This is a genomic window from Mycobacterium paraense (assembly GCF_002101815.1).
Classification (GTDB): Bacteria; Actinomycetota; Actinomycetes; order Mycobacteriales; family Mycobacteriaceae; genus Mycobacterium; species Mycobacterium paraense.
This window is the reverse complement of sequence record NZ_LQPM01000023.1, coordinates 60723-80818: the sequence shown is the minus strand read 5'-3', so window position 1 is coordinate 80818 and position 20096 is coordinate 60723. Positions and strand designations below refer to the sequence as shown.

At 67.0% G+C, this 20096-nt stretch carries 20 protein-coding genes; 13 read left to right on the top strand and 7 right to left on the bottom strand.

Features of this window, described 5'->3' with window-relative positions; translation table 11 throughout:
* Positions 1-51: 51 nt before the first annotated feature.
* From AWB89_RS17530 to AWB89_RS17515, 4 genes are read left to right on the top strand one after another with little or no spacing between them, the layout of a single operon-like run.
* A complete protein-coding gene (locus AWB89_RS17530; RefSeq protein WP_085175383.1) occupies positions 52-1215 on the top strand; it encodes a steroid 3-ketoacyl-CoA thiolase in 1164 nt (387 codons plus the stop codon).
* Positions 1216-1590: a DUF8021 domain-containing protein gene (locus tag AWB89_RS17525; protein WP_085175381.1), complete on the top strand. Its 375-nt coding sequence runs from the start codon at positions 1216-1218 to the stop codon at positions 1588-1590.
* Between the two features lie 21 nt (positions 1591-1611).
* On the top strand, positions 1612-2067 hold the full coding sequence (locus tag AWB89_RS17520; RefSeq protein ID WP_085095832.1) for a nitroreductase family deazaflavin-dependent oxidoreductase: 456 nt from the start codon (positions 1612-1614) through the stop codon (positions 2065-2067).
* A 2-nt stretch (positions 2068-2069) separates the two neighbouring features.
* Positions 2070-2567, top strand: coding sequence for a nitroreductase family deazaflavin-dependent oxidoreductase (locus AWB89_RS17515; RefSeq protein WP_085175379.1), 498 nt, complete (start codon positions 2070-2072; stop codon positions 2565-2567).
* A 24-nt stretch (positions 2568-2591) separates the two neighbouring features.
* Here the strand turns inward: AWB89_RS17515 and AWB89_RS17510 are convergent, their stop codons facing one another.
* Both AWB89_RS17510 and AWB89_RS17505 read right to left on the bottom strand, forming a co-directional pair.
* On the bottom strand, positions 2592-3497 hold the full coding sequence (locus AWB89_RS17510; RefSeq protein ID WP_085175377.1) for an SDR family oxidoreductase: 906 nt from the start codon (positions 3495-3497) through the stop codon (positions 2592-2594).
* Between the two features lie 14 nt (positions 3498-3511).
* The gene (locus AWB89_RS17505) at positions 3512-4270 is read right to left on the bottom strand and encodes an SDR family oxidoreductase (RefSeq protein ID WP_085175644.1); all 759 of its coding nucleotides are present in this window, start codon (positions 4268-4270) and stop codon (positions 3512-3514) included.
* A gap of 94 nt (positions 4271-4364) precedes the next feature.
* On the opposite strand from AWB89_RS17505, the gene echA20 reads away from it, so the two are divergent.
* The 6 genes from echA20 to AWB89_RS17475 all read left to right on the top strand — a co-directional run bounded on the left by echA20 (position 4365) and on the right by AWB89_RS17475 (position 9310).
* The gene (gene echA20 / locus AWB89_RS17500) at positions 4365-5123 is read left to right on the top strand and encodes a (7aS)-7a-methyl-1,5-dioxo-2,3,5,6,7,7a-hexahydro-1H-indene-carboxyl-CoA hydrolase (RefSeq protein ID WP_085175375.1); all 759 of its coding nucleotides are present in this window, start codon (positions 4365-4367) and stop codon (positions 5121-5123) included.
* Positions 5120-6004 carry a cholesterol ring-cleaving hydrolase subunit IpdA gene (ipdA, locus tag AWB89_RS17495; RefSeq protein ID WP_085175373.1) on the top strand — a complete coding sequence of 295 codons (885 nt, stop codon included), beginning with the start codon at positions 5120-5122 and terminating at the stop codon, positions 6002-6004. Before echA20 ends, ipdA begins: the two co-directional genes overlap by 4 nt.
* Positions 6001-6747 carry a cholesterol ring-cleaving hydrolase subunit IpdB gene (gene ipdB / locus AWB89_RS17490; RefSeq protein ID WP_085175371.1) on the top strand — a complete coding sequence of 249 codons (747 nt, stop codon included), beginning with the start codon at positions 6001-6003 and terminating at the stop codon, positions 6745-6747. Before ipdA ends, ipdB begins: the two co-directional genes overlap by 4 nt.
* Positions 6744-7817: a (3aS,4S,5R,7aS)-5-hydroxy-7a-methyl-1-oxo-octahydro-1H-indene-4-carboxyl-CoA dehydrogenase gene (ipdC, locus tag AWB89_RS17485; protein ID WP_085175369.1), complete on the top strand. Its 1074-nt coding sequence runs from the start codon at positions 6744-6746 to the stop codon at positions 7815-7817. The genes ipdB and ipdC overlap by 4 nt, the downstream gene beginning before the upstream one ends.
* 108 nt (positions 7818-7925) lie before the next feature.
* Complete coding sequence (locus AWB89_RS17480; protein WP_085175367.1) at positions 7926-8573, top strand: SatD family protein; 648 nt, start codon at positions 7926-7928, stop codon at positions 8571-8573.
* Positions 8570-9310: a hypothetical protein gene (locus tag AWB89_RS17475; protein WP_085175364.1), complete on the top strand. Its 741-nt coding sequence runs from the start codon at positions 8570-8572 to the stop codon at positions 9308-9310. Before AWB89_RS17480 ends, AWB89_RS17475 begins: the two co-directional genes overlap by 4 nt.
* Positions 9311-9331: 21 nt before the next feature.
* Here the strand turns inward: AWB89_RS17475 and AWB89_RS17470 are convergent, their stop codons facing one another.
* From AWB89_RS17470 to kstR2, 3 genes are all read right to left on the bottom strand, one after another.
* Positions 9332-10240, bottom strand: a complete 909-nt coding sequence (locus AWB89_RS17470) for an endonuclease domain-containing protein (RefSeq protein WP_085175361.1) — start codon at positions 10238-10240, stop codon at positions 9332-9334.
* A 101-nt stretch (positions 10241-10341) separates the two neighbouring features.
* Complete coding sequence (fadA6, locus tag AWB89_RS17465) at positions 10342-11502, bottom strand: steroid 3-ketoacyl-CoA thiolase FadA6 (RefSeq protein WP_085175359.1); 1161 nt, start codon at positions 11500-11502, stop codon at positions 10342-10344.
* Positions 11503-11505: 3 nt separating this feature from the next.
* A complete protein-coding gene (gene kstR2, locus AWB89_RS17460) occupies positions 11506-12108 on the bottom strand; it encodes a TetR family transcriptional regulator KstR2 (protein WP_085095854.1) in 603 nt (200 codons plus the stop codon).
* Positions 12109-12554: 446 nt separating this feature from the next.
* On the opposite strand from kstR2, the gene AWB89_RS17455 reads away from it, so the two are divergent.
* The 3 genes from AWB89_RS17455 to AWB89_RS17445 all read left to right on the top strand — a co-directional run bounded on the left by AWB89_RS17455 (position 12555) and on the right by AWB89_RS17445 (position 18132).
* A complete protein-coding gene (locus AWB89_RS17455) occupies positions 12555-14204 on the top strand; it encodes a PPE family protein (protein ID WP_085175357.1) in 1650 nt (549 codons plus the stop codon).
* Between the two features lie 355 nt (positions 14205-14559).
* Positions 14560-16212 carry a PPE family protein gene (locus AWB89_RS17450; protein ID WP_085175355.1) on the top strand — a complete coding sequence of 551 codons (1653 nt, stop codon included), beginning with the start codon at positions 14560-14562 and terminating at the stop codon, positions 16210-16212.
* A gap of 276 nt (positions 16213-16488) precedes the next feature.
* A complete protein-coding gene (locus AWB89_RS17445) occupies positions 16489-18132 on the top strand; it encodes a PPE family protein (RefSeq protein WP_085175353.1) in 1644 nt (547 codons plus the stop codon).
* Here the strand turns inward: AWB89_RS17445 and ipdF are convergent.
* Positions 18129-18917 (bottom strand): (5R,7aS)-5-hydroxy-7a-methyl-1-oxo-2,3,5,6,7,7a-hexahydro-1H-indene-carboxyl-CoA reductase, encoded by a 789-nt coding sequence (gene ipdF / locus AWB89_RS17440; RefSeq protein ID WP_085175351.1) that lies wholly within the window; start codon positions 18915-18917, stop codon positions 18129-18131. The genes AWB89_RS17445 and ipdF overlap by 4 nt on opposite strands.
* Positions 18914-20062, bottom strand: a complete 1149-nt coding sequence (ipdE1, locus tag AWB89_RS17435; RefSeq protein ID WP_085095864.1) for an acyl-CoA dehydrogenase IpdE1 — start codon at positions 20060-20062, stop codon at positions 18914-18916. Before ipdE1 ends, ipdF begins: the two co-directional genes overlap by 4 nt.
* Between the last annotated feature and the right edge of the window lie 34 nt (positions 20063-20096).

Here is a 20096-nt window from a genome sequence, read left to right as displayed (position 1 = left end):
CCGACGCATCGTCGCTTGTCATAGTAATGAAACGTGTTCTAGCCTGGCCCCATGGGTAACCCGGTAATTGTCGAGGCCACGCGCAGCCCGATCGGCAAGCGCAATGGATGGCTTTCAGGACTGCACGCCACCGAGCTGCTGGGCGCGGTGCAAAAGGCACTGGTCGAGAAGGCCGGCATCGACGCCGGTGACGTCGAACAGGTCGTCGGCGGCTGCGTGACCCAGTTCGGCGAACAGTCCAACAACATCACCCGCGTGAGCTGGCTCGTCGCCGGCCTGCCGGAGCACGTCGGCGCCACCACCGTGGACTGCCAGTGCGGCAGCAGCCAGCAGGCCAACGGCCTGGTCGCCGGCCTGATCGCCGCGGGCGCCATCGACATCGGCATCGCGTGCGGAATCGAGGCCATGAGCCGCGTCGGGCTCGGCGCCAACGCCGGCCCGGACCGCAGCATCCTGCGGCCGGCGTCCTGGGACATCGACCTGCCCGACCAGTTCACCGCCGCCGAGCGGATCGCCAAGCGCCGCGGCATCACCCGCGAGGACATCGACGCCTGGGGCTTCCAGTCGCAACTGCGCGCCAAGCAGGCCTGGCAGGAGGGGCGTTTCGACCGGGAAATCTCGCCGATCGAGGCGCCGGTGCTCGACGAACAGAAGCAGCCCACCAGCGAGCGCCACATGGTGGGCCGCGACCAGGGCCTGCGGGACACCACGATGGAGGGGTTGAGCCAGCTCAAGCCGGTGATCGAGGGCGGCATCCACACGGCCGGCACGTCATCGCAGATCTCCGACGGCGCCGCGGCGGTCTTGTGGATGGACGAAGACAAGGCCAAGGCGCTCGGGCTGCGGCCGCGGGCCCGGATCGTCAGCCAGGCGCTCGTCGGCGCCGAGCCCTACTACCACCTGGACGGCCCGGTGCAGTCGACGGCGAAGGTGCTGGAGAAGGCCGGGATGAAGATGGGCGACATCGACATCACCGAGATCAACGAGGCCTTCGCTTCGGTGGTGTTGTCCTGGGCGCGCGTCCACGAACCCGACATGGCCAAGGTCAACGTCAACGGCGGCGCGATCGCGCTCGGCCACCCGGTGGGCAGCACCGGCAGCCGGCTGATCACCACCGCCCTGCACGAGCTCGAGCGCACCGACCAGACCACCGCGCTGATCACGATGTGCGCCGGCGGCGCCCTGTCCACCGGCACCATCATCGAGCGCATCTGAGTGGGCGTCTCCGAGGCCGACCGCATCGCGGCGGCCCAGGCCTACATCGACGCGCTGGTCACCCACGACGCCGACGCCGTGCCGTTCGCGCCGGACTGCGTCCGGATCGAGGTGGGCCTCAAATCCGGATTCTCCGGAAATCACCTGCGGCGCAGCCTCAATCGCGGGCCGCAGTACCGCATCATCGCGGCCACCACGCCGCCGCACTACACGGTCTCGGGTGACGAGGTGCGCGCGGTGTACGACGTGCTGACCAAGGTCGCGCTCGGCGGGCGGCGGGTCGCGTCGCGGGTCGACGAGACCTTCGTGATCCCGGAAGAGGACGGGCTGATCCACCACATCCGGGCCAGGCTGCGTCCATTCATTCAGCGCTAGCCCGCCCGTAGGATCAGGGTCATGCCGAAATCACCCCCGCGGTTTCACGACTCGCCCTACGCCGACTTCCTGATCAAGTGGATGTCGCGCCTCAACACGTTCATGTACCGCCGCAACGGCGGCGAGGGCCTCGGTGGCACGTTCCAGAAGATTCCCGTCGCGCTGCTGACCACGACCGGGCGCAAGACCGGCGAGCCCCGCGTCAGCCCGCTGTACTTCTTGCGCGACGGCGACCGGGTGATCGTCGCGGCCTCCAAAGGCGGTGCGGCGAAAAACCCTATGTGGTACCTGAACCTGAAGGCCAACCCGAAGGTCCAGGTGCAGATCAAAAAAGAGGTGCTCGACCTGACCGCGCGCGACGCGACCGACGAGGAGCGCGCCCGGTACTGGCCGCAGTTGGTGGACATGTACCCGTCCTACGACGACTACCAGTCCTGGACCGACCGCACCATCCCGATCGTCATCTGCGACCCGTAACGGTGTCGGGCCGACACCGCATCCGCAATTCCCGGCCGATAGCGCTGCTGCTCAAATGGTTTGCCCGCGCCCACATTTGGGTGTACCGCCGGACCGACGGCCGGATCGGCGCGAAGCTGCTGCGCTTCCCGGCCGCCCTGGTGACCACGACCGGACGCAAGTCGAACCAGCCGCGGACCACCGCGACGCTGTACCTGCGCGACGGTGAGCGGGTGATCCTGCCGGCGTCCTTCGGCGGGCGCGAGGAACACCCGTCGTGGTACCTCAACCTCAAGGAGAATCCCGAGGTGCGGGTGCAGATTCGGGCGCAGCGGCTGTCGCTCGTGGCCCGGGACGCCACCGATCCCGAACGTGACCGCTACTGGCCGCAGCTCACGCGGATTTACCCGCGCTACCGCAAGTACCGCGAGGCCGCGGACCGGGTGATCCCGTTGGTGGTGTGCGAACCGCGACGCCGAACGTGCACTGGCGGCGAGGAATCGCCGAAAACGTCGCCCTGAGGGCACGTTCGGCGCGGGCGTCGGCTACGCCCCGTAGACCGGGACCGGCGGCCGCGCCTTGGCCAGCAGGTCGGCGACGACGGGCCCCAGCTCGGCGGGGTCCCACCGGGCGCCCTTGTCGATCTGCGGCCCGTGCGCCCATCCCTCGGCGACGCGGATCTTGCCGCCCTCGACCTCGAATACCTTGCCGGTGACGTCGCGGGATTCGGCGCTGCCCAGCCACACGACCAGCGGCGAGATGTTCTCGGGTGCCATCGCGTCGAAATCGTGGTCCTGCGTTGCCATCATCTCGGCGAAGACGGTCTCGGTCATGCGGGTGCGCGCCGACGGCGCGATCGCGTTGACGGTCACGCCGTAGCGGCCCATCTCGGCGGCGCCCACGAGCGTCATGGCCGCGATGCCCGCCTTGGCGGCGCTGTAGTTGCCCTGCCCGACGCTGCCCTGCAGGCCCGCACCGGAACTGGTGTTGATGATGCGCGCGTCGACCGGCTTGCCCTCTTTGGACAGCCCCCGCCAGTACGACGCCGCATGGCGCATCGTGGCGAAGTGGCCCTTGAGGTGCACGGCGATGACGGCGTCGAACTCTTCCTCGCTGGTGTTGGCCATCATCCGGTCGCGGACGATGCCGGCGTTGTTGACCACGACGTCGAGGCCGCCGAACGTGTCGACGGCGGTCTGGATCAGGGCCGCCGCCTGGTCCCAGTCGGCGATGTTGGATCCATTGGCAACGGCTTCCCCACCCGCAGCGGTGATTTCGTCGACCACGCCCTGCGCGGCGCTGCCGCCGCTCGCCGGCGAACCGTCCAGGCCCACCCCGATGTCGTTGACCACCACGCGCGCGCCCTCGGCCGCGAAGGCCAGCGCGTGCGCGCGCCCGATCCCGCCGCCCGCTCCGGTGACGATGACGACACGGCCGTCAACCAATCCCATAGATCCTGTCTCCTCTACTTGATCGCGCTGGCGTTCGTTGCCGCCAGATAGTGCGGCGGCTCGCCGCCGCCGTGCACCTCCAGCGCGGCACCGCTGATGTAGGACGCCGCATCCGAGGCCAAAAACGCTGTGGCCCAACCGACGTCCTCAGGCTTGGCCAGCCGCCCCAGCGGCACGTTCTTCGAGATCGCGGCGATCGACTCGGCGTCGCCGTAGAACAGTTCCGACTGTTCGGTCTCCACCATCCCGACCACGCAGGCGTTCACCCGGACCTTCGGCCCCCATTCGACCGCCAGCGTCTGGGTGAGGCTCTCCAGGCCGGCCTTGGCCGCACCGTAGGCCCCGGTACCCGGGGACGGCCGACGGCCGCTGAGGCTGCAGATGTTGACGATCGAGCCGCCGTGCGGTTGGTCCTGCATCTTCTCGTTGGCGTGCTGCGAAACCCACAGCGCCCCAATGAGGTTGAGCTCGATGATCTTGCGGTTGAATTTCGCGCTGGATTCCGCGGTCAGCACGTACGGCGAACCGCCGGCATTGTTGATTACGGCGTCGAGCCGGCCATGCCGGTCGACGATGGCGTCGATCATCGCCTTGACCGCGTCATCGTCACGCACGTCGCAGGAGTGGAACTCGTGGGGAAAGCCCTCGACGGGCCGTCGCGCGCAGGTGATCACGGTCGCGCCCTGCTTGGCAAAAACCGAGCTGATGCCGGCGCCTACGCCGCGGACGCCGCCGGTAACGAGGACCACCCGCCCGACCAGCCCCAGGTTGATACCTTCCGAACGGGGCGAGCCTGCTTCGGCGGAAGTCACTGTGCTAGCGTACCAAGCAAGTGCTTGCTTAGGTAGTCAGCCCACAGGAAGTGCAATGACGATCAAATCCACCACCATCGAACCGGGCATCGTCGCGGTCACCGTCGACTACCCGCCCGTCAACGCCATCCCGTCGCGCGGCTGGTTCGAACTCGCCGACGCGATCACGGCGGCCGGCGCCAATCCCGATACCCACGCGGTGATCCTGCGGGCCGAAGGCCGCGGCTTCAACGCCGGCGTGGACATCAAGGAGATGCAGCGCACCGAGGGTTTCACCGCCCTGATCGACGCCAACCGCGGCTGCTTCGCGGCGTTCCGCGCGGTCTACGAATGCGCCGTGCCGGTGATCGCCGCGGTGAACGGGTTCTGCGTCGGCGGCGGGATCGGCCTGGTGGGTAACTCCGACGTCATCGTGGCCTCGGACGACGCCACCTTCGGCCTGCCCGAGGTCGAACGCGGCGCGCTGGGCGCGGCCACCCACCTGTCGCGGCTGGTACCGCAGCACATGATGCGCCGGCTGTTCTTCACCGCGGCCACCGTGGATGCCGCCACCCTGCACCACTTCGGCTCGGTGCACGAGGTGGTGCCCCGCGATGAGCTGGACGAGGCCGCGTTGCGGGTGGCCCGCGACATCGCCGCCAAGGACACCCGCGTCATCCGCGCCGCCAAGGAGGCGCTCAACCTCATCGACGTGCAACGGGTCAATTCGAGTTACCGCATGGAGCAGGGCTTTACGTTCGAGCTCAACCTCGCCGGGGTCTCCGACGAGCACCGCGATGCGTTCGCCGGCACGACGAAGGGCGAAAAGTCGTGAGCGACAAGCGAACCACCCTCGACGAGGCCGTGGCGCAATTGCGCAGCGGCATGACGATCGGCATCGGCGGCTGGGGATCGCGGCGCAAGCCCATGGCGTTCGTGCGCGCGATGCTGCGCACCGACGTCAAAGACCTGACGGTAGTCACCTACGGCGGTCCCGACCTGGGATTGCTGTGCTCGGCGGGCAAGGTCAAGCGCGTCTACTACGGCTTCGTGTCGCTGGACTCCGCCCCCTTCTACGATCCGTGGTTCGCCAAGGCGCGCACCGGCGGAGCCATCGAGGCCCGCGAGATGGACGAGGGCATGCTGCGCTGTGGGTTGCAGGCGGCGGCGCAGCGGCTGCCGTTCCTGCCGATCCGCGCCGGGCTGGGCAGTTCGGTCCCGGACTTCTGGGAGGGCGAGTTGCGGACGGTGACCAGCCCCTACCCGGCGCCCGGCGGCGGGCACGAGACGCTGCTGGCCATGCCGGCCCTGCGCCTCGACGCTGCGTTTGTCCACCTCAATCTCGGTGACAGCCAGGGCAATGCCGCCTATACCGGCATCGACCCCTACTTCGACGACCTGTTCTTCATGGCGGCCGAGCGGCGCTACCTGTCGGTGGAACGCGTCGTCTCCACCGAGGAGCTGGTCAAGGCGGTGCCCCCGCAGGCGCTGCTGGTGAACCGGATGATGGTCGACGCGGTGGTGGAGGCCCCGGGCGGCGCCCACTTCACTACCGCCGCACCGGATTACGGCCGCGACGAGAAGTTTCAGCGGCACTACGCCGAGGCGGCCTCCACGGAGGACGGCTGGCGGCAGTTCGTCCAGACCTATCTGTCCGGCGGCGAGGACGACTACCAGGCGGCGGTTCGCGCATTCGCAGAGGAGGCCTCCAAGTGAGCAGCACCCGAGCCGAAGTGTGTGCGGTCGCCTGCGCCGAATTGTTCAGGGACGCCGGCGAAATCATGATCAGCCCGATGACGAACATGGCCTCCGTCGGCGCGCGGCTGGCGCGCCTGACCTTCTCCCCCGACATCCTGCTGACCGACGGCGAGGCGCAGCTGCTGGCGGATACCCCCGCTCTGGGCAAGACCGGGGCCATCGAGGGCTGGATGCCGTTCGGGCGGGTTTTCGAGACGCTGGCCTGGGGGCGCCGCCACGTGGTGATGGGCGCCAATCAGGTGGATCGCTTTGGCAACCAGAACATCTCGGCGTTCGGGCCGCTGCAGCACCCGACCCGGCAGATGTTCGGGCTGCGCGGCGCGCCCGGCAACGCGATCAACCACTCGACCAGTTACTGGGTGGGCAACCATTCCAAGCGGGTGTTCTGCGAGGCCGTCGACGTCGTATGCGGCATCGGCTGGGACAAGATCGACGCCGACAACCCGGCGTTCAGATTCGCCAACCCGTATCGGGTGGTGTCCAATCTCGGCGTGTTCGACTTCGACGGCCCCGACCACACCATGCGGGCGGTGTCCCTGCACCCCGGCGTGCGCCCCGACGACGTCCGCGAGAACACGTCGTTCGCGGTCGACGGACTCGACGAGGCCGAGGAGACCAGGCTCCCGACCGACGAAGAGCTGCGGCTGATCCGCGAGGTGATCGACCCGAAGGCGTTGCGAGACCGAGAGATACGGTCATGAGGTTGCGCACGCCGCTGACCGAGCTGGTCGGCGTCGAGCACCCGGTGGTGCAAACCGGGATGGGCTGGGTGGCCGGGGCGCGGCTGGTGTCGGCCACGGCGAACGCGGGCGGGCTGGGCATCCTCGCCTCGGCGACGATGACGCTGGACGAGTTGGCGACGGCTATCGGCAAGGTCAAGGCCGCGACCGACAAGCCGTTCGGGGTGAACATCCGCGCCGACGCCGCCGACGCCGGCGACCGCGTCGAGCTGATGATTCGCGAGGGCGTGAAGGTGGCCTCCTTCGCCCTGGCGCCCAAGCAAGAGCTGATCGCCCGGCTGAAAGAGGCCGGGGCGGTGGTCATCCCGTCGATCGGGGCGGCCAAGCACGCGCGCAAGGTGGCGAGCTGGGGCGCCGACGCGATGATCGTGCAGGGCGGCGAGGGCGGCGGGCACACCGGACCCGTCGCGACCACGCTGCTGCTGCCGTCGGTGCTCGACGCCGTGCAGGGCACCGGGATCCCGGTGATCGCGGCGGGTGGCTTCTTCGACGGCCGCGGGCTCGCGGCGGCGTTGTCCTACGGCGCCGCCGGCGTAGCGATGGGCACCCGCTTCCTGCTCACCTCGGATTCGACCGTGCCCGACGCGGTCAAGCGGCGCTACCTCGAGGCGGCGCTGGACGGCACCGTCGTCACCACGCGCGTCGACGGCATGCCGCACCGGGTGTTGCGCACCGGCCTCGTGGAGAGACTGGAAAGCGGCTCTCCGGTAAGGGGTTTCGCGGCGGCGGTGCGTAACGCGGCGAAGTTCAAGAACATGTCGCAGATGACGTGGGCCTCGATGGTCCGCGACGGCATGGCGATGCGCCACGGCAAGGAGCTCACCTGGTCGCAGGTGGTGATGGCGGCCAACACCCCGATGCTGCTCAAGGCCGGTCTGGTCGACGGCAACACCGAGGCCGGGGTGCTGGCCTCCGGGCAGGTGGCCGGCATCCTCGACGACTTGCCGTCGTGCGCCGAGCTGATCGACTCGATCGTGCGCGACGCGATCACCCATTTGAAGGCCGCCGCCGCGCACGTCGAAGAACCCTGAGCCGAGGACCAGCGGCCCTGGTCCGTCGGGCAATACCTCCGGCTCGAGGACCCGCCGGCGAATTAAGCTATTCGCTAACTTCGACAGTAATTAAGCTATAATCTTCACATGGCCAGGGTGAAGGCATCCCCTTCACTGCGCGCGACGGTGATCGGCGACGTGGTGGGTTCCAGGCGGGCGGGCGACCGGCCCGGCCTGCATCGGCGCGTGGCCGCCGCCCTGCACCAGGTCGCGGCCGGCGCGATCGACCCGCCCGCCTTCACCATCGGCGATGAGTTCCAGGGCAGCTACCCGACGCTCGGCGCCGCCATCGACGCGGCGCTGACCGTCCGCCTGCTGCTCGCGCCGCAGATCGACGTCCGATTCGGCATCGGCTGGGGCACCGTCACCGTCCTCGACGCCGCGGCGGGAATCCAGGACGGGCCCGGCTGGTGGACGGCGCGCGAAGCCATCCAGCAGACGGCGGAGACCCAGCGGCAGCCCGGATTGACGCGGGTGCGCACGACGTTCCGGGCAGCGGCTGACACGCGCTCCGACGTCGGCGCCGTCAACGCAGCCCTGATTTGTCGGGACCATCTGCTTGGATCGCTCGATGAAAGATCGTTGCGGATTGTGAGGGGCTTGATGACCGGCCGGACCAAAAAGGAACTCGCCGCGGCCGAGGGCATCAGCCCGTCCGCGGTCTCCCAACGGGCGGCCCGCGACGGTTTGGACCTGATTGTCTTTGCCTCCCAGGATCTTCGAGGTCTGCCGTGAGCGCCGTGGCGGTCCTGCTGCTGGCCGTCGGAATCGCCGACCTGTGCCGCCGCGCGGTCCGCGCGGCGTGGGCCCCGCTGGCGGCCGGACCGGCCGTGGTGGTGGCGTGCGCGGTGCTGGGTGCGCTGTGGCATCGCGGCGACATTCCGCTGCTTATGGTGGCGGCCACCGCGGCAGTCGTCTGGGAGTGGCTATGCCTGCGCAGCGAGCGCAGCGGCCGGCAGCAGGCGGCCCCGTTGGCAGTGTTCACCGCGGCGCTGGCGCTGCTGATCGTCCTGTCCGGCTGGTCCTCGCCGGTCGGGGGGGTCGTCGGGAGATGGTCGGCGTGGGTGCAGCTGCCGCTGAGCCACGTGACGCCCACGCGCCTGCTGATGATCCTCGGCGTCGTGCTGATGCAGTTCGCCACCGGAAATCAGTTGGTGCGCCTGGTGCTTGGTTCGGTCGGGGCGGTGCGCCCGGCCGGCGAGCCGCAGCCGTCGGACCGGCTCAAGGGCGGCCGGCTGCTGGGCCCGATGGAACGGCTGCTGATCCTGAGCCTGGGCGTCGGTGGGCAGGTGGCCGCCGCCAGCGCCGTCGTCGCCGCCAAGGGCATCATCCGTTTTCCCGAGCTGAGCGCGCAGAAGAACCGCAACGGGGATGTCGGCATCGACGAGGTGACCGAATACTTTCTGGTGGGCAGCTTCACGAGTTGGCTGCTCGCGCTCGGCGGGATCGCGCTGGTGCTGGCGGCGCGGTAACTTCTACGCCGAGTGTGCAGTTCACGACGCGACACGCCGAGCGGGCGTCGCAGATTGCACGCTCGGCGGGGATGGGCGCCAGCCCGCGGCTCGCATCGCCGCAACCACCCGGGCGATGAATGTGCCTTGCCGATACCGGAGCAGCTCGCTGCTCAACCTGATGATCGTCCAACCCAAGTCCTGCAATGCGGCGTGGCGATCAATGTCGCGCTGGCGCTGGGCCGGGTCGGTCCAGTGTTGCGGTCCGTCGTACTCGATGCCGACGAGCAGCTCCCGATAGCCCATGTCGATGCGCGCAACGAAATCGCCGTACTCGTCGCACACCCTGATTTGCGTCTGCGGAGTGGGCAATCCAGCGTCGATCAACACCAGCCGCGTTCGCGTCTCCTGCGGCGATTCCGCGCCGCCGTCGACGAGCGGCAATACGCCTTTCAGTCGCACCAAACCCCGGGCACCGCGATGAGAAGCGATGACGGGCTCGATGTCAGCGATCTTGAGGCCGGTCGCGTTCGCCAGCGCGTCGAGCCGCTGAACAGTATGCAGCCGGGAGGATGTCCACCGCCCAATGTCGAAAGCCGTTCGTGCTGGAGTTGTTACGGGCATACCTTCGACTTCGACCACCTCGGCGAGATGCAGACGTTCGGAGTGCACTGCGATCCCACGCGGCGGACGTCTATTGTCGTGAATCAGCTCCGCATCCAGTGCCGGGCTTACCCACTTGGCCCCGAGAAGCGCGGCCGCCGAGGTGCCGGCGATGACCGCCTGCCGTCGCGACCAGAGCCACGCCGCCCGCGCTCGCTCCCGAGCGGTCAGCTCGACGCCGCCAGAACCGTAAACGCCCGGGTAGACCACCTCGTATAACGACCGCATCGCCCGTTCGGGCATGGCCTTCGCCGCCAAGGCCTCGTTGACCAAAAACAGCTCCGCCATGCGGTCATGCTGCCAACCCGGACCGACAAGCCGCCGAGTGTGAAATTCATGACGCGACACGCCGTTGAAGCGTCGCCGATTTCACGCTCGGCCGGAATGGGTTACAGCCGCTCGATGATCGTGACGTTGGCCGTGCCGCCGCCCTCACACATCGTCTGCAGCCCGTAGCGGCCGCCGATGCGCTCGAGCTCGTTGAGCATCGTGGTGAACAGCTTGGCGCCGGTCGCGCCCAGCGGATGGCCGAGCGCGATCGCGCCGCCGTTGGGGTTGACCTTTTCCGAGTCGGCCTTGATCTCCTTGAGCCAGGCCATAACTACCGGCGCGAACGCCTCGTTGATCTCGACGGTGTCGATGTCGCCGATGGACAGCCCAGTCTTGTCCAGCGCGTGACGGGTGGCCGGGATGGGCCCGGTCAGCATGAACACCGGGTCGGCGGCGCGGGCACTGATGTGGTGGATGCGTGCCCGCGGGGTCAGCTTGTGGTCCTTGACGGCCTGCTCGGAGGCCAACAGCACCGCGCTGGCCCCATCGGAAATCTGACTGGCCATCGCCGCCGTCAGCCGGCCGCCCTCGACCAGCGTCTTGAGGCCGGCCATCTTCTCCAGCGACGACTCGCGGGGACCCTCATCGACCCGGAACGGGCCGGATTCGGTTTCCACAGTGATGATTTCGTTGTCGAAGTGCCCGCCGCGGATCGCCGCGAATGCGCGCTCGTGGCTGGTGAGCGCGTACTGCTCCATCTCTTCGCGCGACAGGTTCCACTTCTCGGCGATCATCTCCGAGCCACGGAACTGCGAGATTTCCTGGTCGCCGTACCGGTGCAGCCACTGCTTGGACTCGTTGGTCGGCGAGGTGAACCCGAACTGCTCGCCGACGGTCATCGCCGACGAGATCGGGATCTGGCTCATGTTCTGCACCCCGCCGGCCACGATCAGGTCGGCGGTGCCGGACATGATCGCCTGCGCGCCAAAGGAAATGGCCTGCTGGCTGGACCCGCACTGCCGGTCCACGGTGACGCCCGGAACCTCTTCGGGATAACCGGCGGCCAGCCAGGAGAGCCTGGCGATGTTGCCCGCCTGCCCCCCGATGGCGTCGACGCACCCGGCGATCACATCGTCCACCGCGGCGGGGTCCACGTCGACGCGGTCGAGCAGCCCGCGCCAGCCATAGGCACCCAGGTCGACCGGATGCACCCCGGCCAGGGCGCCGTTGCGCTTGCCAACCGCGGTACGTACAGCGTCAATGACGTACGCCTCAGCCATCTTTCAGACTCCTTCTTTGGTAATGCCGCCAAGCACGATGGCGAGATATTGCCGCCCCACCTGCTGTGCGGTGAGCGGTCCGCCGGGCTGATACCAGCGCACCGACACCCAGGTGGTGTCACGGATGAAACGGTAGACAAGGTCGACGTCGAGGTCGGGCCGGAAGTATCCCTCGTCGACGCCCTGATTGAGCACCTCCACCCACATCTTTCGCTGCTGCCGGTTCATGTCCTCGATGTAGGAGAACCGGGGTTGGGACAGCAGCCGTTTGGCCTCGTCCTGGTAGATGACGACCTGGGCGTGGCGATCCTCGATCGCCTCGAACGAAGCCATGAACAGCCCCTTGAGCCGCTCCAGCGGATTGGACTCGCTGTCGACGATCTCCCGGTAGCGCGCGAACAACCAATCCAGGAAGCCGCGCAGCAACTCGTCGACCATCTCCTCCTTGGAGGAGAAATGGTGGTACAGGCTGCCGGAGAGGATGCCGGCACCGTCGGCGATGTCGCGTACCGTGGTGGCGCGCAAACCGCGCTCGGCGAACATCGTCGCGGCGAGCTCCAACAACTCGTCTCGGCGACTGTTTGCCTGACCGGCGACTCGGTCCACTCGATCAGGGTATCAACCAAGCGCTTGCTCGGCCAATGTGGCCGGCGCGACGAAGGCACACGGGAAGCGCCGGGGTTGTCACAAGGCGGCATACTGTCCGGCGACAGCTAGTCATCCGGAACGACGGCGACCCGGCAGCTTCTTGGGCCGCATTAGCGCCATTCCGGGCCCTTCAAATGCGACCGGTTGCTCGTTTTAATGAATCAGTTGCGGCCATTGCCGCGAGGCTTACCCTGGCAATCGAAGTCCGCTTCCCGAGAGCCGCTACCACGCCAAAATGCTTGAGCCGCGACGCAAGCGCGAACCGGTGGCAGCGGTGCTGATTTTTAGTCGATCCAATGTGGCAGACGCTATCGGATCCAGTTTCGTAAATCGCCAGACGATTCTACGCGTTCGGTTTAGCGTTATTTCTCCTACCTCTCCTGTCGGGCTGAAAGGGACGGTGCGTGATGAGCTTTTTGATGCTGCCGCCGGAGATCAATTCTCTGCGGATGTTCGCTGGCGCGGGTTCGGCTCCGATGCTGCAGGCGGCCGCGGCCTGGGACGGCTTGGCTTCCGAACTCGGGTCTGCGGCGTCCTCGTTCGACTCGGTGACGTCCGGGTTGGCCGGGCAGGCCTGGCAGGGTGCGGCAGCTCAGGCCATGTCGGCCGCTGCCACCCCCTACACCGGGTGGCTCAGCGCGGCGGCGGCGCAGGCATCGGCGGCGGCCGGGCAGGCCCGGGCAGTCGTGAGTGCGTTCGAGGCGGCACAGACGGCCACGATCCAGCCGATCATCGTCGCGCTGAACCGCAACTCTCTGGTGCAGATGGTGATGTCGAACTGGTTCGGCTTCAACGCGCCGGCGATCGCCCAACTGGAGGGTGACTACGAGGCGATGTGGGCTCAGGACGTCGAGGCCATGGTGGGCTACCACGCCGGGGCCTCGGCAGCGGCGGCTCAACTGGCGCCCGCGCAGGTCCTGCAAGACCTCCTGCAGGCCCTGCCCAATTTGGGCATCGGCAATAAGGCCGGTACGACCGGGAACATCGGCAATGGCAACAACGGCAACGCCAACATCGGTAACGGCAATAGCGGCAACGGAAACGTCGGGGGCGGCAACGTCGGCAACAACAACGTCGGGAGCGGCAACGGCGGCAACGGCAACTTCGGCTTCGGAAACCTCGGCGCCGGAAACATCGGTTTCGGAAATAGTGGAGCCGGCCCGAACACCGGCGGCAACTTCGGCATGGGTAACTTCGGCAACAACAACATCGGCATGGGCAACACCGGCATCGGAAACCAGGGCGCCGGCAACAACGGGAACAACAACATCGGTTTCGGCCTCACTGGCAATAACCTGGTCGGTCTCGGCAATGCGTACTTCGACAGGAACACCGGTCAGTTCGTCTTCAACGGCCTGAACTCGGGTAGCGGCAACATCGGCTTCGGGAATTCCGGAACCAACAACATCGGCTTCTTCAACTCGGGCGACGGCAATGTCGGCTTCTTCAACTCGGGCCAGAACCCCATTCCTGCCGACCTGGGCAAGATCCAAACCCTCGGCTTCGGCAACTCGGGCTACGGCAACGTCGGCTTCGGCAACACCGGCCAGGGGAATTTCGGCTTCGGCGATTCGGGCTTCCTCAACACCGGCGTCGGAAACTCCGGGTCGGAAAACACCGGCTACGGCAACGCGGGCAGCTTGAACACGGGTAACGAGAACTCTGGCAATTTCAACACGTTCGACGGCAACTCGGGCAGCATCAACACCGGCTACTTCAATTCGGGGAACGCCAACTCGGGCATTGGGTTCACCACCGACAGTGGCGCCACCACCTCCGGATTCGGCAACACGGGCACCAATGTCTCGGGTTTCAACAACACGGCCACCGGCGGCCTCCAGCCTCCCGGGAACATGTCGGGATTCTTCAACAAGGCCAGCGGCGGTTCATTCTTCAACGGCAACATCTCGGGCTTCTTCAACACCGGCGTGACGGGGCCAGTGCCGCCCGCATTCCCGACCGGCTTCGTCAGCGGCCTAGACACCGGTTTCTTCAACACGGGCACCGGTGTGGCGGGCTTCTTCAGCCTCACTCAGCTGCTGAAGAACCTGTAGGCTCGCTCGGTTCCACGAACCCCGGAAATGCCGCCCCTCGCAGCCTGAAGTCGGGCCATTCGGCTGCGGCGCAATGCAATACCTACCGTTTACGGCTTGCTCACCCGCAGCCAATCGATTCCGGCGCAAGCGCCATTTTCGGCGAAACGACCCGCTTCCGCCGGAGTAGACGTAATCTCACCCACCGTGGCGGTTTGCTGTGGCGTGAGCGGGGTAGTGGGAGCCGATCGAGGTATCACGACGATCTGTGCGCACAGCCGGAGCATCCCGAACGGACTAGACCCCAAAGTAACAGTGTCCCACATCAACTAAAGCCTGCCCCGGCGGCGGGCTGGACAGCTAGGAGGCTACGGTCGTGAGCTTTTTGGTATTGCCCCCGGAGTTGAATTCGGCATTGATCTTTGCTGGCGCGGGTTCGGCGCCCCTGCTCGACGCGGCGGCCGCCTGGGACGGGTTGGCGTCGGAACTGGGTTCGGCGGCGTCGTCGTTCGCGTCGGTGACCTCGGGGCTGGCGGGTCAGGCGTGGCAGGGTCCTGCGGCGCAGGCGATGACGGCGGCGGCGACCCCGTATACGGGGTGGTTGAGCGCGGCGGCCTCGCAGGCCGCTACGGCGGCCGGGCAGGCCCGCGCGGTGATCAGCGCGTTTGAGGCCGCCCAAGCGGCGACGGTGCATCCGATCATGGTGGAGCTGAACCGAAATTCGCTGGTGCAGATGGTCATGTCGAACTGGTTCGGGCTCAACGCGCCGGCCATCGCCCAGCTCGAGGGCGACTACGAGGCGATGTGGGCCCAAGACGTTGAGGCGATGGTGGGCTACCACGGCGGGGCATCGGCGGCGGCCGCGCAACTGGCGCCCGCGCAGACCCTGCAGGACCTGCTGGCGGGCCTGCCGAACCTGGGCGTCGGCAATCTCGGCAGCGCAAACCTGGGCAGCGGCAACACCGGCAGCGGCAACGCCGGCAACGGCAACACCGGCAGCTCCAACCTGGGCGGCGGAAACGCCGGCAACCACAACGTCGGCAATGGGAACACCGGCAACCGCAACTTCGGCTCGGGGAACGCCGGCTTCGGGAACATCGGCTTCGGCAACGTCGGAAAGACGCCGACCAGCGGGCAGAACGTCGGCATGGGCAACGCCGGCAACAACAACGTCGGCTTCGGCAACAGCGGCGACGGCAACCGCGGCGGCGGGAACTTCGGCAACAACAACATCGGCGCCGGGAACACCGGTAGCAACAACATCGGCTTCGGGCTGACCGGTAACAACGAAATCGGAATCGGCAACACCTATTTCAACACCGCGACCAACCAGTTCAGCTTCGGCGGCCTGAACTCCGGCAGCGGCAACATCGGCATCGGGAACTCTGGTACCGGCAACATCGGCTTCTTCAACTCAGGCACCGGCAACGTCGGCATCTTCAACACCGGGGTCAACACCCTCAACCTCGGCAACATCAACGACATCGGCTTCGGGAACTCGGGCAGTAATAACATCGGCATCGGAAACGCGGGCCTTGGAAACAACGGCTTCGGGAACTCGTGGGAGTTCAACACCGGCTTCGGAAACTCGGGCGCTCAGAACACCGGCTTCGGCAACGCCGGCGTCGACAACACCGGGAACTGGAATTCGGGCAGCGTCAACACGGGTGACGGAAATTCCGGCGCCGTCAACACCGGAATGTGGAATTCGGGCCTCGCGAACACCGGAGTCGGCTTCACTACCAACTCCGGGCAGCAGAACTCGGGCTTCGGCAACGTCGGTGAGAGCGTGTCGGGCTTCTACAACACGGCCAGCGGCGGAGCGAACTTCAACGGCTTTGTCTCGGGCTTCTTCAACTCGGTCTCCGGCGGATCGGTCTTCGACTGGCACGTCTCGGGCATCGGAAACCACATCGTGCCGGACCCGAACGGCTTCTTGGGCACCTTCGAAAGCGGATACGCGTCCGGCATGTTCAATTTGATCACCGGCGCGTCCGGCTTGTTCGGCCTCAGTCGGGTATTGCCTTGATCCGCTCGCGCGTGCTGACCGGCTAGCGCGATAACTCGAGTAGCCGGCGACCGGCGACGGCTCGGTCTTCTCGAAACCTGATATCGGGCATCTCCGAGTTCAGTCACCAGTTCCGCTAACGCGTGACCGGCGCCATCTGACCAGTGACTGCGCAGCTATCGGGCCGAAAACCTATTGTCAACGCCGCCGCGGTCGTAGCATCTTTGCAGGATTACTCGATTCCATATCGACCAACGTCGCCTCAAGGCGGCGGGCGGAAACGGGTAGGAGGCCGAGATGGCGAATTTTGCGGTGTTACCGCCGGAAATCAATTCCCTGCTGATGTTCAGTGGTGCCGGTCCGGCACCGATGCTGGAGGCTGCGGCGGCCTGGGACGGCCTGGCTTCGGAGCTGAGTGCGGCCGCATCGTCGTTCACCTCGGTGACCTCGGGCCTGGCCGGTCAGGGCTGGCAGGGCGCGTCGGCGCAGGCGATGACGGCCGCGGCCGCCCCCTACACCGGGTGGCTCAGCCAGGCCGCGGCCCAGGCCGGCGGCGCGGCCGCGCAGGCGCGGGCGGTGGTCAGCGCGTTCGAGGCGGCCCAGGCCGCGACGGTGCAGCCGCTGATGGTCGAGCTCAACCGCAATTCCCTTGTGCAGATGGTCATGTCGAACTGGTTCGGCCTCAACGCGCCCGCCATTGCGCAACTCGAGGGCGACTACGAGGCGATGTGGGCCCAGGACGTGGCGGCGATGGTCGGTTACCACGGTGGCGTTTCCGCGGCGGCCGCGCAGTTGGTGCCCGCGCAGACGCTGCAGGACATCCTGGCCACCCTGCCCAACCTCGGAATCGGCAACAAGGGCAACGCCAACGTGGGCCCCGGCAATACCGGTATTGCCAACCTCGGCACCGGAAACACCGGCAACACCAACATCGGCGGAGGGAACGGCTTCAATGGTGTTGCGGCCAATGGAAACATCGGCTTCGGAAACCAGGGCAACGGCAACATCGGTTCCGGCAATGGGTTCAACCCCGCCTCGATCTCCGACGCCGGCCACAACATAGGCTTCGGCAACGCCGGCAGCAACAACTGGGGCCTCGGCAACGCCGGGGACGGGAACCGGGGCGGCGGGAACACCGGCAACTTCAACATCGGTGGTGGAAACACCGGCAACAACAACATCGGTGGCGGAAACACCGGCAACAACAACATCGGCTTCGGGCTCACCGGCAACAACGAAATCGGCGTCGGCAACACCTATTTCAACACCGCGACCAACCAATTCAGTTTCGGTGGGCTGAACTCCGGAGTCGGCAACATCGGCATCGGCAACTCCGGCTCCGGCAACATCGGATTCTTCAACTCCGGCAGCGGCAACATTGGCATCTTCTCGACGGGCAGCAATACCCATTTGCCGGGTCACCTCAACAGCTTTGGTTTCGCAAACGCGGGCGCCGGCAACATCGGCTTCGGGAATGCCGGCGACTGGAATTTCGGCGTAGGTAACGGGGGCAACGTCAATACCGGCTTCGGCAACTCGGGTGGGCTTGACACCGGCTTCGGGAACGGCGGCGGTTTCGACACCGGCTGGTGGAACTCCGGCAGCACGAACACAGGCTGGGGGAACTCAGGCGGATTCAACACCGGCGCATGGAATTCGGGCCTGGTTAACACCGGCTTCGGCTTCACCACCAATTCCGGCGCTTCGCACTCGGGCTTCAACAACACCGGCACAGACATCTCTGGCTTCGACAACACAGCCACCAGCGGGTTTGCCTCGGGGTTCTTCAACACCGTCATCGGTGGGGGCGCGATGTCGGGTATCGGCAATACCGGGATGCCCACATTCAACCCCGTCTTCAGCGGCGCGCTATCCGGATTCTTCAACACCGGCACCCAGTTTGGCGGTCTCTTCAGCCTCGCTCGGGTCTTCGCGGGTTAGGGGTGCTGACTGGAGACCGAAATGACCTCTCCGGTCAGGTAACTCGAGTAGTCGCTCGCCAAAAACGCGATGGTGGAGGCGATTTCCCACGGCTCGGCGGCCCGCCCGAACGCCTCGTCGGCCGACAGCCGGTCCAGCAGCTCGGCCGAGGTGGTCTTGTCCAGGAACTTGTGCCGGGCGATGCTGGGCGAGACGGCGTTGATGCGGACGCCGTACTCGACGGCCTCGATTGCGCTGCACCGGGTTAGCGCCATCACGCCGGCCTTGGCGGCGGCGTAGTGGGACTGCGAGTGTTGGGCGCGCCAGCCCAGCACGCTGGCGTTGTTGACGATGACACCACCGTGCGACGCCTCGCGAAAATACCGCAGCGCCGCGCGAGTGGCCCGGAAGACCGACGTCAGCGTCACGTCCAGGACGCGGTCCCACTCGTCGTCCGTCATGTCGACCACCGGCGTCTGCCCGCCGAGCCCGGCGTTGTTGACCAGCACGTCGAGGCGGCCCATGCGCGCGGTGGTCGAGTCGATCAGCGCGTCGACCTGGGCGGTGGACGTCACGTCGCACACCACCTTCTCGACGCGGCCCAGGCCGAGCGCGGAAAGCTCGTCGGCGGTCTCCCCTAGCCGTCGTTCGTGGTGATCGGACACCACCACGTCGGCCCCCTCGGCCAGGGCGCGGCGGGCGGCCGCCGACCCGATGCCGGTGCCGGCGGCCGCGGTCACGACGACCACCTTGCCTTCCAGAAGGCCGTGTCCGGCAACCTCTTTCGGAGTTTCGGACAGGCTCATCCCTTAACCTCTCGCGGTAGGCCGAGCACCCGCTCGGCGATGATGTTGCGCTGAATCTCATTGGACCCGCCGTAGATGGTGTCGGCGCGGGTGAACAGGAACAGCCGCTGCCACTCGTCGAATTCTCCCTCGGGCAACGCCATCCCGGCCTTGCCGACCACGTCCATCGCCAGCTCGCCCAGCGCGCGATGCCAGTTGGCCCACAACAGCTTCGACACGTTGTCCTGGCCGGGCTGCTCGACATCCATGGTGGCGAGCGCGTACGAACGCATCGCCCGCAGGCCGGTCCACGCCCGCGTCAGCCGCTCCCGGATGAACGGGTCCTCGGCGGCCCCGTTGCGCTGCGCGAGCTCGGCCAGGTTGGAAAGCTCACGGGCGTAGCGGATTTGCTGCCCAAGGGTGGAGACGCCGCGCTCGAAGGTCAGTGTTCCCATCGCCACGCGCCAGCCGTCGCCCGGCTGGCCGACCACCATCGAGGCGTCGGTGCGGGCGTCGTCGAAGAACACCTCGTTGAATTCCGAGTCGCCCGTCAGCTGGATGATCGGGCGCACTTGCACCCCGGGCTGGTCCAGCGGCACCAGCAGATACGAAAGCCCGGCGTGGCGCTTGGAGCCCTTTTCGGTGCGGGCGACCACGAAGCACCACTGCGCCCAGTGCGCCAGCGAGGTCCACACCTTCTGGCCGTTGATCACCCACTGGTCGCCGTCGAGTTCGGCGGTCGTCGCGACGTTGGCCAGGTCGGAGCCGGCGCCGGGCTCGGAATAGCCCTGGCACCACAGTTCGGTGACGTCGAGAATGCGCGGCAGGAACCGCTGCTGTTGCTCGGGCGTTCCGAACGCGATCAGCGTAGGACCGAGCAGCTCCTCGCCGAAGTGGTTGACCTTGTCCGGCGCGTCCGCCTTCGCGTACTCCTCGTAGAACGCCACCCGGTGCGCGGTCGACAACCCCCGGCCGCCGTGCTCGACCGGCCAGCCCAGGCAGGTCAGCCCGGCCTTGGCGAGGTGCTGGTTCCACGCCCGGCGTTCCTCGAACGCCTCGTGCTCGCGCCCGGGGCCGCCGAGACCCTTGAGGGCTGCGAATTCGCCGACCAGGTTGTCGGCAAGCCAATCGCGGACCTCGGCCCGGAACTCCTCGACGTCCTGCATGCCCTGTAGGCTAACCTACCAAGCACTTGCTTTG